Below are 13092 nucleotides of genomic sequence, written 5' to 3'. Positions count from 1 at the left end.
TCGGCTAAATTGTGGTTCCTGGTGCGCGAACGCGCGTGTCACTCGCCGGGTGGAATCTCTGCCGCGGTATCAGGGCTACGCGCCGTATTTCTCCAGAAACGCCTCGGCCGAAAGCGCGCGGAAATCGTCGAGTGCGGCGCGCAGCCGGGCATGATCCCAGTCCCACCAGGCGAGCGCCTGGTAGCGCTCCGCCGTGCGGCGGTCGAAGCGTTCGCGGATCGGTCTGGCCGGCACGCCGCCGACGATGGTGTAGGGCGCGACATCCTTCGAGACGACCGCGCCAGCGCCGACCGCCGCGCCGTCGCCGACGGTGATGCCGGGCAGGATGGTCGAGCCATGGCCGAGCCAGGTGTCGTGGCCGATGGTGACGCGTTTGGCGCGGCGCTGGGCGAAGAATTCGCTCTCGTGCTCGGCGTCGTCCCAATAGTCGGAGGCGCGATAGGTGAAATGATGCAGCGTCGGCCGCCAGGTCGGATGATTGGTGGCATTGATGCGGACGCTTGCGGCGATATTGGCGAACTTGCCGATGGTCGCGCACCAGACGGCACAGTCCTGCATCATGTAGGAATAGTCGCCAAGAATGCTTTCCGAGACCCGGCTGCGCTCAGCGATCTCGGTCCAGCGGCCAAGCGTCGAGTTCTCGACTTCCGCCGTCTCGTGGACCAGCGGCGCCTCCGACAATTTCTTGGTCATGCGGCGATTTTCCCGGCGGCGAAGGCGGTCACGTCGATGATGCGGTCGGCGACCGCCTCGCGCACGTCGTGGTCGTGGAAGATGCCGAGCAAAGCGACGCCCGCCGCCTTCTTGGCGGCGATCAACGCAATCACCACGTCGCGGTTCCTCGCGTCGAGCGAGGCGGTCGGCTCGTCGAGCAGCAGGATCGGATGCTCGGTGATGAAGCCGCGCGCAATATTGACGCGCTGCTGCTCGCCGCCGGAAAAGGTCGCCGGCGGCAGCGCCCAGAGTTTTTCGGGCAGGTTCAGCTGCCCCAGCAAGGCGCGCGCCTTGCCGCGCGCGACCTCACGGTCCTCGCCACGCTCGACCAACGGTTCGGCGACAACATCGAGCGCCGAGACGCGCGGCACGGTGCGCAGGAACTGGCTGACATAGCCGATCGTGAGTCGGCGAACTGCAAGCACGGTGCGCGGGCTGGCCGAGGCGAGATCGATGAGCCCGCCCTCGTGCTGGACGATGATCTGGCCTTCGTCGGCGGCATAATTGCCGTAGAGCATTTTCAGGATCGAGCTCTTGCCGGCGCCGGACGGACCGCCGAGCACAGAGCATTCGCCGGCCCTGATCGCGAACGAGACACCGGCGACGACCGGCAATTTGATGCCGTCACGCAGATGCATGGTGAAGCTCTTGGCAACATCGGAGACAACGAGCGGGGTCGCCATGATTACACCTGCAGTATCGAGGAAACGAGAAGCTGGGTGTAGGGCGCGCGCGGATCGTCGAGCACGCGGTCGGTGAGGCCGCTTTCGACGACGCGGCCGTCCTTCATCACCATCATGCGCTGCGACAGCAGCCGCGCCACCGCGAGATCATGGGTAACGACGATGGCCGCGAGGCCGAGATCGGTGACCAGCCCGCGCAGCAGATCGAGCAAGCGCGCCTGTACCGAGACGTCGAGGCCGCCGGTCGGCTCGTCCATGAATACCAGCCGCGGCCCGGTGACGAGGTTGCGGGCGATCTGCAGGCGCTGGCGCATGCCGCCGGAAAAGGCGCGCGGCTCATCGTCGATGCGGTCCTCGTCGATCTCGACGCGCGACAGCCAGTCGACGGCCGTGGCGCGGATCCTGCCATAGTGGCGGTCGCCGACCGCCATCAGCCGCTCGCCGACATTGGCGCCGGCCGACACAGTCATGCGCAGGCCGTCGGCGGGGTTCTGGTGGACAAAGCCCCAGTCGGTGCGCATCAGGAAGCGGCGCTCGGCCTCGCTCATCCGGTAAAGCTCGCGGAACTGGCCGTCGCGCATGCGGTAGCTGGCGGTACCGGAGCTGGGTAGCAGCCGCGTCGACAGGCAGTTGAGCAGCGTCGTCTTGCCGGAACCGGACTCGCCGACCACCGCCAGCACCTCGCCCGGCCACAGGTCGAACGTGACGTTCTCGCAGCCGACGCGCGAGCCGTAGAATTTGGACAGCGCCGAGACGCGCAGCAACGGTTCGTCGATCATGGGCGCGATCCTGGCATGAATTCTATGCTGTCGGCTTCGCTGTCGATCCTGCCGTCAAGGAGTGCGAGGAAGGCCCTCCCGACCTCAACCAGACCCTTGGTTTGATAATCCAGCCCCCAGGAGTTTGTGAAACCAAGAAGGTTCATGGTTGATGCAGGGAGCTTGTCGCCATGCCGGGACAGTGCTTCGAGCAGTCTTTCGATAGCGGCGACGACGGAAGCTTTCGTTGCGGAGTCGGCAGCAGCCTCGTCGAGATGGGCGTCCATCGCCCCGACGATCTCAGCCTCTGACTGCCACAACCATTCGTCGCGCAGTAGCATAAGGGGATCTGCTCGATCTGCCTTGGTTTCCAGGTTCAAAGCCAACAGTCGCAGCCAAAGGGACAGGACAGAGTCGCGCATCCAGAAGCCTTTGTCGCCAATCGCGACGAATGAGGTGCCCATTATGTCCGCTCCTCAAGAGTGGCTGCTGGGTGCTGTCCATGACCCGCTTCGCGCCGCTTCTCGCAATGATCTGTGTCGGAGCAGACGAACATGTGGCCGCCATGATCATCGAGGATGACCTCGTCGAGATAGACGTTTTCGGCCGCGCACAGCGCGCAGGGCTGGTCGAAGGTCTGCACCTCGAACGGATGGTCCTCGAAGTCGAGGCTGACCACATTGGTGAAGGGCGGCAACGCATAGATGCGTTTTTCGCGGCCGGCGCCGAACAGTTGCAAAGCCGGCGAACGGTGCATCTTCGGATTGTCGAATTTCGGCGTCGGCGAAGGATCCATCACATAGCGGCCTTCGACTTTGACCGGATAGGCATAGGTGGTGGCGATGCGGCCGTGCTTGGCGATGTCTTCGTAGAGCTTCACATGCATCAGGCCGTACTCCTCCAGCGCATGCATTTTGCGCGTTTCGGTCTCGCGCGGCTCGAGGAAGCGCAGCGGCTCGGGGATCGGCACCTGGTAGACCAGCACCTGGCCGGCCACCAAAGGGTGTTCGGGGATACGGTGGCGGGTCTGGATGATGGTCGCCTTGGCCGTCTCGGTGGTGACGGCGACATTGGCGACCTTCTTGAAGAAGGCGCGGATCGAGACAGCATTGGTGGTGTCGTCGGCGCCCTGGTCGATGACCTTGAGCACATCGTCCGGCCCGATGATCGAAGCGGTGACCTGGACACCGCCGGTGCCCCAGCCATAGGGCATCGGCATTTCGCGCGAGGCGAACGGCACCTGATAGCCGGGGATGGCGATGCCCTTGAGGATCGCCCGGCGGATCATCCGCTTGGTCTGCTCGTCGAGGTAGGCGAAGTTGTAGGTGGCGATATCGGTTGGTTGGGCGGTCATTCCGCGGCCTCCCTTTTCTCTTCCATCTTGCCGGTGTTCTCGCGGGCGTCGTGCTCGGCGCGCATGCGGCGCACGAGGTCGAGTTCGGCCTGGAAGTCGACATAGTGCGGCAGCTTGAGGTGCTCGACGAAGCCGGTCGCCTGGACATTGTCGGAATGCGAGATGACGAACTCCTCGTCCTGGGCGGCGGCAACGACATCCTCGCCGAACTCCGAAGCGCGCAGCGCGCGGTCACATAAAGCCATGGCCATCGCCTTGCGCTCGCTCTGGCCGAAGACGAGGCCGTAGCCGCGGGTAAATTGCGGCGGCGCCTTGGCCGAGCCTTTGAACTGGTTGACCATCTGGCATTCGGTGACGCGGATTGAGCCGAGCGGGACGGCGAAGGGCAGTTCCGGCACGTCGAGTTCCAGCTCGACCTCGCCAATGCGGACTTCGCCGACGAAGGGATGATTGCGCGCATAGCCGCGCTGGGTGGAATAGCCGAGCGCCAGCAGAAACCCTTCGTCGCCGCGCGACAGCGCCTGCAGGCGGATATCACGCGCCATCGGGAATTCGAGCGGCTCGCGGGTGATGTCGCCTGGGACATGGTCCTGCGGCATGTCGCCGTCGGGCTCGATCAGGCCTTCGCGGGCAAGGATCGCCGAGACGCGCGGCATGGCTTCCGCCTCGCCCGCACGCTGCTCCGGCTCGGCGACATCGCCGCCGGCGGCAAGCTCGGGATCGAGCAGCCGGTGGGTATAGTCGAAGGTCGGGCCGAGAAGCTGGCCGCCCGGCAGGTCCTTGTAGGTCGCCGAGACGCGCCGCTCGACCAGCATCGTGCCGGTCTCAACCGCTCTGGTGTAGCCGAAGCGCGGCAGCGTCGTGCGATAGGCGCGAACCAGGAAGATCGCCTCGATCATGTCGCCGCGCGCCTGAACGATGGCGAGCGCCGCCAGTTCGCGGTCGTAGAGCGAGCCTTCGCTCATCACCCGGTCGACGCCGAGCGCCAGCTGCTCGACGATCTGGTCGAGACGAAGTGCGGGCACTGAACGGTCGCCGCGCCGGCGGTCGGCGAGCAATTGATGAGCGTTGCGAATGGCCGCTTCGCCGCCCTTTACCGCGACATACATCCTATGCCTCCATCATCTTGATGCGCGTCGTGCGCGGCAGGCAGGCAATTCCGCCAGGGGTGGCGAGGATGATGTCGACGCCACGCGGAAAGCGCTGGTTATTCTGCTTCCACTGCTCGACGAAATGACGCGGCATCCGTGCCGGCGCGATCGTCGCCGTCCGTTCGATGCCGGGGCCTTCGAGCAATAGCGGAGCGCCGGAGACGAGATCGCTGACCTCGAGGATCAGCGTCGTGGAACGGTCCGGATAGTCCTGGGTGCCTTGCGAAAAGCCGTCGAGCGCCATCATCTCGGCCGGCGAGGCGATCAGCGCGAAATGTGCGTCGGCCGGCGTGTTGGCCAGTGGCGCGCCGGTATGGAAGCCGAGCCAGGATTTGATAGCGGGCGAGGCCTGCAAAGCCGGGTCGAGCCAGAGCGGCGTGTCGTTGTCGCACAGCGCCAGGGCTATGGCGCCGGCGGTGGCCGACAGCGGCGCCGGAGGGTGGGCAAGGACCGGCAGGGGCTGCACGCTGCCCGGCCGTGCCATCGCGTCCATGACGGCGCGGAACACCGTCTGCGCGTTGAAGACCGGATCGGCGAAACCGCCTTCGATCGATTGCACGGCTGCGTCCATCAGTCTTCTCCGCGTACCATGGTGAAGAAGTCGACCTTGGTCGCCGCCGTCTCGGCGCGGCGCTGTTCACGCGCCTTGGTCAGTGCGGCCTGCAAGGGGGCGACGATCCTGGTCTCGACTGCGTTACGGTGGGCGGGGTCCTGCCAGAGCGCGTCGGCAATCGCTGCCAGCCTTGCCTTTTGCTTGTCGCGGCCGAGTGCGTAGCAGTGGCCGACCTGCCCGGACGCAAGCCGCACCGTGGCGCGGGTGACCGTCGCCTCGCCGACATTGAAGGGCGCACCGCCACCGCCAATGCGACCGCGCACCGTAACCAGGCCGGTTTCGGGACCACGCAAAAGCTCCGCCTGGGAAGGCAGGCCGGACTCATTCCAGAGACGGACGATATCGTCGCCGGGGGCTTGTGCCAGTGTCGCCATGGCGGCTTTGCGCTCGGCCTGCTCTCGCGCTTCCTGTCCCCGCATGGCCGGTGCTCCTTGTGCGCTTAATTTGTCTATTGATATAGACAACTATACAAATTATACCCGTTATCTAGCGCGTGTCCATGACGGGTGAGTGACAAGAGCCAAAGTGGGCGCAAAGTTGGGGGCGGGAATGATCGGGCATGCCAACAGCATCGAGCGGCGCAGCGGTGTTGCACTGTGGCGCCAGATCGCCGACCAGATCCTGCGTTCGATCGCTATCGGGGATTTTCCCGAGAACGCGGCACTGCCGCCGGAGATCGTGCTAGCCGAGCGCTATGGCGTCAACCGCCACACGGTGCGCAGCGCCATCGCGGCGTTGGTGCAGGAGGGTGTGCTCAAGGCAGAGCAGGGGCGTGGCACTTTCGTGCTGTCGCGCAGGCGGCTGTCCTATCCGATCGGCACGCGCACGCGCTTTTCCGAAGGCCTGCAGGGCCAGGCGTCGGAGCGCAGGAGCGTCTTGCTGGCGTCGGCGGTCGAGCCGGCCAGCCGGCGCGTCGCCGAAGGGTTGGGCCTTGCCAAAGGGTCCGACGTCATTCGCCTGGAGACGCGCGGTGAAGCCGACGGACAGGCGGTGTCACGGGCCACCGGCTGGTTCGACGCCAAGCGCTTTGCCGGCATCGATGCCGTCATGGCGGAGACCGGATCCATCACCGCATCGCTCCAGCGCTTCGGCGTCAGCGACTATCTCCGGCAGTCGACGGTGCTGTCGGCGCGCCATGCGGATGCCGCCGATCTTGCCGACCTCGACCTCCAGCCAGGGGCCATCGTGCTGGTCACGGTCGCCGTCAACGTCACGCCGGACGGAAAGCCGATCCAGTTTGCCGAAACGCGGTTCCCAGCGGAGCGCGTCGAGCTGAAACTTTCGGCTCTCTGAGGCGCGCCAGCTTCGGCATCACCCGACCTGGATGACCGCCTTGATCAACCCGGATTTCTCATGCGCCCAGCGGGCGAGGTCGCGCCGCGTCTCGCCAAGCGTCGTGCGGTGCGTGACGAGCTTTGCCAGCGGCACCGCGCCGTTGCGGATCGAGGCGGCGACATGGTCGAAATCGGCACGCAGGGCGTTGCGGCTGCCGATCAGCATCATTTCCCGCTTATGGAATTCAGGGTCGGAAAAGCTGATGTCGTCCTTGACGACGCTAACCAGCACCAATGTTCCGCCATGCGCGACATGGGCGAAGGCCGACTGCACCGATCGGGTGCTGCCGGTGGCGTCGAACACCGCGTCAAAACCATCGCCGCCGGTCGCCTGTCGGACCAGTTCGGGGGCAGCTCCCTGCGAGCCGTCGTGCGTCGCGAAGCCGAGTTCGCTTTCGGCAAAACCCAGCCTCTCCGTACTCATGTCGAGCAGTGTCACATCGAGCCCGGCGATGCGGGCAAACAGCGCCGTGCCGAGCCCGATCGGGCCCGCGCCTATGACCAGGGTGCGTGCGCCGGATTGAGCCAGCGAGCGCCGTACTGCATGGGCGCCGATCGCCAGGAATTCGACGGCGGCGGCATCGGCCAGCGACAGGCCGTTTGCCGGATAAAGATTTTGCGCCGGCACCAGGATCTGCTCGCACATGGCGCCGTCGCGGTGGACGCCGAGCACCTCGATCTTCACGCAGCAATTCGGCTTGCCTTGCCGGCAGGCGATGCATTGGCCGCAAGCGAGGTAGGGATTGACGATCACCGGCTCGCCGATTGCGAGGTCGACGCCTTCGCCAGCCTCGATCACGGTTCCCGAGACTTCGTGGCCCATGATGCGGGGATAGGCGAGGAACGGATGCTTGCCTTCGAAGATGTGATAGTCGGTGCCACAGATGCCGACATGGCTGACCGCGACCAGCGCCCAGCCGGAGGGCGGCGCGGCCGGCGCCGGCCGATCTTCAAGGACAAGGTCGCCGGGCGAGCGGCAGATGACGGCTTTCATGCTTCAATCCAGTTTATTTGCCGCGTCGGCGCAGGCCGTCGAAATAGACGATGACGATGATCAGCACGCCGGTGATGATGCGCTGCCAGAAGGCGTTGACGTTCAAGAGATTGGCGCCGTTGTTGATGGTGGCGAGGATGAAGGCGCCGAGCAGCGGCCCGTGCACGGAGCCGACAGCGCCGAACAGCGAGGTGCCGCCGATCACCGAGGAGGCGATCGCCTGCAATTCCCAGCCCTCGGCCTGCGTCGGATTGCCGATGCCAATGCGCGACGCGAGCAGCACGCCGACGAAGGCCGCGCATAGGCCCGACAGCGTGTAGGCCATGTAGATGGTGCGCTGGACGTTGACGCCTGACAGGCGCGACGCCTCGGCGTTGGAGCCGACCGAGAACAGATAGCGGCCCCAGCGGCTGTGGTGCAGGAAGATATAGGCCGGGATGCCGACCAGGATCACCATCCAGAACAGATTGGGGACGCCGACGAAGGAACTGCGCGAGAACGTCTGGAAGGCGTCGTTGTTGATCGAGATCGAGTTGCCGTTGGTCATCAACAGGCCGATGCCGCGCAGCGAGGTCAGCGTCGCCAGGGTGATGATGAAGGGCGGCAGGCCCATCTTGACGATGCCGAAGCCATGGAACATGCCGATGGCGACGCCGACCAGCAAGGTAATCAGGATGGCGAGGAAAACCGGTGTGCCGGCGTTGATCAGCATCGCAACGATGACGGTGGCGAAGCCGACAACGGCGCCGACGGAAAGGTCGATGCCGCCGGTGATGATGACGAAGGTCTGGCCGACCGCCAGGATGGCGATCATCGACCCTTGCCGCAACAGGTTGGAGATGTTGTTGGCGGAGGCGAAGCTCGGCGTCGCTACCGACAGGATGATCCATAAAAGAACCAGCAGCGCCAGCAGTGTCAGCCCGAACAGGGCGTTGTAGTTGCGTTTCGGCCTTTCGGCAGGGATCGCCTCGGTGCTCATATCTGCCCTCCCGGTCTTTCTTGTTTCTCGGCCAGCGCCTGGGTGAGGATCTCCTCGTGATCAGCGGTCCGAAACCCATGCGTAGCCACCAGCTTGCCGCGCCGGAACACATGCAGCGTGTCGGCGAGTTCATAGACCTCCGGCAGGTAGGACGAGATCAGGATGATCCCGGCTCCCTTGGATAACAGCGCGCCGAACAGGCGGTAGATCTCGGCCTTGGTGCCGACATCGACGCCGACCGTCGGCTCGTCGAAGATGAACAGCTTGGCGCCGTGGGCGAGCCATTTGCCGATGACGATCTTCTGCTGATTGCCGCCGGATAGGCTGGAGGCCAGCGCGCTACGCGTCGGCGTCTTGATGCGCAGGTCGGCGATCTGGCGATCGGCCTGCGCCTTTTCCTGCGCGCGGGAGATCAGCAGATTGCTCGAGATGCGTTTGTAGATCGGCAAATTGAGGTTGAGCCCGACCGGCAGGTTGAGACAGAGGCCCTGGTCGCGGCGGCTTTCCGGTGCCAGCGCCATGCCAAGCCGGATCGCGTCATGTTCGGAATTGACCCTGACCTCCTTGCCCTCCCAGAGGATCTGGCCGGCCGACTTGCGGTGGCGGCCATAGAGCGTGGTGACGAACTCGCTGCGCCCGGCGCCGATCAGGCCGTAGAGGCCGACGATCTCGCCGGCACGGACGGACATGGAGACATTTTCGAAGCCCTTGCCGGACAGGTTCCTGGCTTCGACGATGGTCGCGCCGGGGGTGAAATGCTCCTTGTGGTAGACCTGCTCGATGGAGCGGTTGATCATCATCTTGACCAGTTCGGCGTCATTGGTCTCGGCGATGTTCCTGGTGCCGACCAGCGTGCCGTCGCGCAGCACCGAAACGCGGTCGGCGAGCTCGAACACTTCTTCCATGCGATGGCTGATGTAGATGATGGTGACGCCTTCGCCCTTCAGCCGGCGGATCAGCGTGAACAGCTGGTCGGCCTCCTTGCGGGTGAGGTAGGCGGTTGGTTCATCGAAGATCAGGAATTTGGTGCCGCGCACGGTGGCGCGGGCGGCGGCGATCAGCTGCTGCTGACCGATGGTCAGGTCACCCAGCATGACATGCGCCGGCAGGTCGAAGCCGAGATCGTCGATGATCTTCTGCGCCTGCCTGACCATCGCCCGCTGCTGCAGGATGCCGAAGCGGGAATCCTCCTCGCCGAGGAACATGTTGGCCGCGACCGTGAGATGTCGGCACAGGACGACTTCCTGATGCACGGCATTGATGCCGAGCGCCATCGCCTCATGCGGCGTCGCCAATGCGGCGGGCTTGCCCTCCCAGATGACGTCGCCGGATGTGCGCGGCATGACGCCGGTCAGAAGCTTGATCAGGGTGGATTTGCCGGCGCCGTTCTCGCCGACGATGGCATGGATTTCGCCGGCCTTGAAGGCGAGGTTGACCGGCTTCAGCGCGTGGGTGCCGGGATAGCGCTTTTCCAGCCCGTGCAGTTCGAGGATGGTCCTGCCCGGTTCCAGCGTTGGTGCCGGATGGAGTTCCTGCGCCGTCGAAGTCATGACAATCCTCCCAGATTGGCCCCCAGATCGGCCTCACGATTGGCGCGAGTACGGGGTGTTTCCGGGGCGAAAAGGCCCCGGAAACAGTTCGCCTGTGGCGATGCTCAGTCGAGCTTCGGGTTGAGCAGCGCGTCGATCTTCGGATCCTTCATGTTGGCCTTGGTCACCAGGTTGGCGCCGGTATCGACATTGGCCTCGACCTTTTCGCGCTTCGAGGCGGCGAGTGCCGTTTTGATGCCGTCATAGCCCATCCGGTACGGATCCTGGACGACGAGAGCCGAAATGACGCCGTCATTGAGGAACTTGATCAGCTTCTCGTCGCTGTCGAAGCCGACCAGCCCGACCTTGCCTGCGAGGCTGTTCTCGGCGATCGCCTGACCGACGCCCTGCGCCATGATCAGGTTGGACGCGAAGATGCCCTTGAGATTAGGGTTGGCGGTGATCAGGTCGGTGGCGATGTTGAGGCCGGTGGTGGCCTGGCCGTCGGCATATTTGTCGGCGACCAGCTTGAGGCCGGGATATTTGGCGGCGAGCTGTTCCTTGAAACCCTGGGCGCGCTGTTCGAGCGAGCCGGCGCCCGGAAGCGCGGTGATCAGGGCGACGTCGCCCTCGACCTTGCCGCCATTGGCTTCGCCGATGGCCGCTGCGAGGCCGTCAGCGGCGACGCGGCCGCCCTGGGTGTTGTCGGTGGTCAGGAACGAGGTGAAGGCCTTGGAGTCGGCGCCGGAGTCGATGCCGATGATCTTGACCTTGGTGGCGGCCTCGTCGATCGGCTTGCCGAGCGCCTTGGCTTCGGTCGGCGCGATGACGACGGCAGCCGGATTGCCGGCGACGGCATTTTCGAGGATCGAGATCTGGCCGTTGACGTCGGTCTCGGCCTGGGCGCCGAGTTCGGGAACATTGACGCCGAGATCCTTGCCGGCCTTGCGGGCGCCGGCCAGAACGATCTGCCAGTAGAAGGACGTGGTGTCCTTGACGATGATCGGAATGGTAACGTCGGCCGCGGATGCCGGCGCCGAATGCATCACGCCGGCAAGCATCGAGGCGGCTGCAAGTGCCACGAAGGCGCGGCGGTTGAGAATGCTGGTCACGAATTTCATTAGGAGTCCTCCCTAAGTCGCCCGGTGAACGTTACAGAAGCTCCATCCGGATGGCGCGGCCCAAACGGAACTTTATCAATAAAAAACAATTACCGCATTTTGATAGTGTATCACCTCGGTCGGCGCAAGCGATGTTTGATGCCTGCTTCGAATGGCTGGGCGGGAGAGTTTTTTCCGTCGGAACTCCGCTGCCAATCTCCTCCAATATCCCGCATGGAATATTAATTCCATCGCTCAGTCAATATGGAATGTTCATTCTTTTTAAGGCTCGCAGAAGTGTGACACCTGGGATATGTCAGGTGTCCGCGATTGTCGCGGGCGGTCTGGTTTAGAGCGTCGCTCCGAGGTGCCAGGGTACGAACTCGTTGTCGCCGTAGCCGAACTCTTCGCTCTTGGTCTTGCGGCCCGAAGCTGTCTCAACGATCAGTTCGAAGATCTCGCGGCCCATGCCGGCGATGGTCTTTTCGCCCGAGGCGATGACGCCGCAATTCACGTCCATGTCCTCTTCCATCGTGTGGTACATTGTCGAGTTGCTGGCGACCTTGATCGACGGCGTCGGCCGGCAGCCGAAGCAGGAGCCGCGGCCGGTGGTGAAGACGATGACATTGGCGCCGCCCGCCACCTGGCCGGTGGCCGAGACCGGGTCGTAGCCGGGCGTGTCCATGAACACCAGCCCGTGCCCGGTGACCTTTTCGGCATAGCCGAAGACGCCGTTGAGCGGCGTCTGGCCGCCCTTGGCGACCGCGCCCAGCGACTTTTCCAGGATGGTGGTCAGGCCGCCGCGCTTGTTGCCCGGCGAGGGGTTGTTGTCGATGGAAGCGCCATGCTTGGCGACGTGGTCTTCCCACCATTTCACGTAGCCGTCGAGCTTGGCGGCGATCTCGGGGGTGGCGGCGCGATAGGCGAGCAGATGCTCGGCGCCGTAGATCTCCGTCGTCTCGGAAAGGATGCCGATGCCGCCGACGCCGGCCAGAATGTCGACGGCCGCACCCAGCGCCGGATTGGCGGTGATGCCGGACATGCCGTCGGAGCCGCCACATTGCAGGCCGACGACGATCTCGCTGACCGGGATCGGCTCACGCTGAAGCGTGCCGACCTCTTCGGCGATCTCGGCCAGCACGAGCAACGCCTTCTCGACCGATTTGCGCGAGCCGCCGGCTTCCTGGATGTTGAAATGGCGTTTTCCCGCGGCGACGCCCTTCTGGCCATAGAGGGTGAGCTGGTTGACCTCGCAGCCGAGCCCAACCATCAGCACGCCGCCGAAATTCGGGTGACGGGCATAGCCGGCAAGGGTGCGGTGCAACACCATCATGCCGTCGCCGGTGGCGCTCATGCCGCAGCCCTGGCCGTGGACGATCGGGACGAAACCGTCGATGCCGGGATATTGCGGCAGAAGCGTGCGGTTCGCCGCATCGGCGATGGCGTGGCAGACGGTGGCCGAGCAATTGACGCTGGCGAGAATGCCGATGAAGTTGCGCGTGCCGGCACGGCCGTCGGCGCGGCGGTAGCCCATGAAGGTGCGGGTGCGGTCCGCCTCGGTCGCGTGCACTGCCTCGCTCGGCGGCACCACCGGCAAACGACCGCTTTCGAAGACCAGGTTATGCGAATGGATATGCTCGCCGGGCGCGATGTCCTGCGTGGCGCGGCCGATCGCCTGGGCATATTTGACCACGGCTTCGCCGGCTGCAATCGGTTTGATCGCCACTTTGTGGCCGGGCTCGATCAGTGCGACGGCGACGGCGCCGCCCGGCAGCACGGTGCCGATCTCGATGCGGCCATTGGCGACCGCGACATTGTCGGCGGGAGACAGAAGAATGCTGGTTGCGGCGTTCACGGGAGCTTCCTGGGTATGTTCCTGGGTG

General features: G+C 64.7%; 14 protein-coding genes. 1 reads left to right on the top strand and 13 read right to left on the bottom strand.

Annotated features, from left to right (window positions below; translation table 11 throughout):
• Nucleotides 1–75 precede the first annotated feature (75 nt).
• Genes NKI85_RS17240 through phnG form a run of 8 tightly spaced genes read right to left on the bottom strand, consistent with a single transcriptional unit; the run spans nucleotide 76 to nucleotide 5692 of the window.
• Entirely contained in the window at nucleotides 76–693 is a 618-nt protein-coding gene (locus NKI85_RS17240) for a DapH/DapD/GlmU-related protein (RefSeq protein ID WP_352525104.1), read from the bottom strand.
• Nucleotides 690–1397: a phosphonate C-P lyase system protein PhnL gene (phnL, locus tag NKI85_RS17235; RefSeq protein WP_352777071.1), complete on the bottom strand. Its 708-nt coding sequence runs from the start codon at nucleotides 1395–1397 to the stop codon at nucleotides 690–692. The genes NKI85_RS17240 and phnL overlap by 4 nt, the downstream gene beginning before the upstream one ends.
• 2 nt (nucleotides 1398–1399) lie before the next feature.
• Nucleotides 1400–2176, bottom strand: a complete 777-nt coding sequence (phnK, locus tag NKI85_RS17230) for a phosphonate C-P lyase system protein PhnK (protein ID WP_352448383.1) — start codon at nucleotides 2174–2176, stop codon at nucleotides 1400–1402.
• Complete coding sequence (locus NKI85_RS17225) at nucleotides 2173–2619, bottom strand: hypothetical protein (protein ID WP_352777069.1); 447 nt, start codon at nucleotides 2617–2619, stop codon at nucleotides 2173–2175. The genes phnK and NKI85_RS17225 overlap by 4 nt, the downstream gene beginning before the upstream one ends.
• On the bottom strand, nucleotides 2619–3509 hold the full coding sequence (locus NKI85_RS17220) for an alpha-D-ribose 1-methylphosphonate 5-phosphate C-P-lyase PhnJ (protein WP_352525108.1): 891 nt from the start codon (nucleotides 3507–3509) through the stop codon (nucleotides 2619–2621). Before NKI85_RS17220 ends, NKI85_RS17225 begins: the two co-directional genes overlap by 1 nt.
• The gene (locus tag NKI85_RS17215) at nucleotides 3506–4618 is read right to left on the bottom strand and encodes a carbon-phosphorus lyase complex subunit (RefSeq protein WP_352525109.1); all 1113 of its coding nucleotides are present in this window, start codon (nucleotides 4616–4618) and stop codon (nucleotides 3506–3508) included. Before NKI85_RS17215 ends, NKI85_RS17220 begins: the two co-directional genes overlap by 4 nt.
• Before the next feature lies 1 nt (nucleotide 4619).
• On the bottom strand, nucleotides 4620–5231 hold the full coding sequence (gene phnH / locus NKI85_RS17210; protein WP_352525111.1) for a phosphonate C-P lyase system protein PhnH: 612 nt from the start codon (nucleotides 5229–5231) through the stop codon (nucleotides 4620–4622).
• A complete protein-coding gene (phnG, locus tag NKI85_RS17205) occupies nucleotides 5231–5692 on the bottom strand; it encodes a phosphonate C-P lyase system protein PhnG (protein WP_352525112.1) in 462 nt (153 codons plus the stop codon). The genes phnH and phnG overlap by 1 nt, the downstream gene beginning before the upstream one ends.
• Before the next feature lie 130 nt (nucleotides 5693–5822).
• Between phnG and phnF the strand changes: the two genes are divergently transcribed.
• A complete protein-coding gene (gene phnF / locus NKI85_RS17200; RefSeq protein WP_352525113.1) occupies nucleotides 5823–6566 on the top strand; it encodes a phosphonate metabolism transcriptional regulator PhnF in 744 nt (247 codons plus the stop codon).
• Between the two features lie 18 nt (nucleotides 6567–6584).
• Here phnF and NKI85_RS17195 read toward each other — a convergent pair whose 3' ends face one another.
• From NKI85_RS17195 to NKI85_RS17175, 5 genes are all read right to left on the bottom strand, one after another.
• Nucleotides 6585–7601, bottom strand: coding sequence for a zinc-binding alcohol dehydrogenase family protein (locus tag NKI85_RS17195; protein WP_352777065.1), 1017 nt, complete (start codon nucleotides 7599–7601; stop codon nucleotides 6585–6587).
• Nucleotides 7602–7614: 13 nt separating this feature from the next.
• The gene (locus NKI85_RS17190; RefSeq protein WP_352525115.1) at nucleotides 7615–8580 is read right to left on the bottom strand and encodes an ABC transporter permease; all 966 of its coding nucleotides are present in this window, start codon (nucleotides 8578–8580) and stop codon (nucleotides 7615–7617) included.
• A complete protein-coding gene (locus NKI85_RS17185; protein ID WP_352525116.1) occupies nucleotides 8577–10130 on the bottom strand; it encodes a sugar ABC transporter ATP-binding protein in 1554 nt (517 codons plus the stop codon). The genes NKI85_RS17190 and NKI85_RS17185 overlap by 4 nt, the downstream gene beginning before the upstream one ends.
• 104 nt (nucleotides 10131–10234) lie before the next feature.
• Entirely contained in the window at nucleotides 10235–11230 is a 996-nt protein-coding gene (locus NKI85_RS17180) for an ABC transporter substrate-binding protein (RefSeq protein ID WP_352777063.1), read from the bottom strand.
• A 328-nt stretch (nucleotides 11231–11558) separates the two neighbouring features.
• On the bottom strand, nucleotides 11559–13064 hold the full coding sequence (locus NKI85_RS17175) for a UxaA family hydrolase (protein ID WP_352525120.1): 1506 nt from the start codon (nucleotides 13062–13064) through the stop codon (nucleotides 11559–11561).
• Nucleotides 13065–13092 lie beyond the last annotated feature (28 nt).

Source organism: Mesorhizobium sp. M0571, assembly GCF_040320985.1.
GTDB lineage: Bacteria > Pseudomonadota > Alphaproteobacteria > Rhizobiales > Rhizobiaceae > Mesorhizobium.
This window is presented reverse-complemented; position numbering and strand designations above follow the sequence as displayed.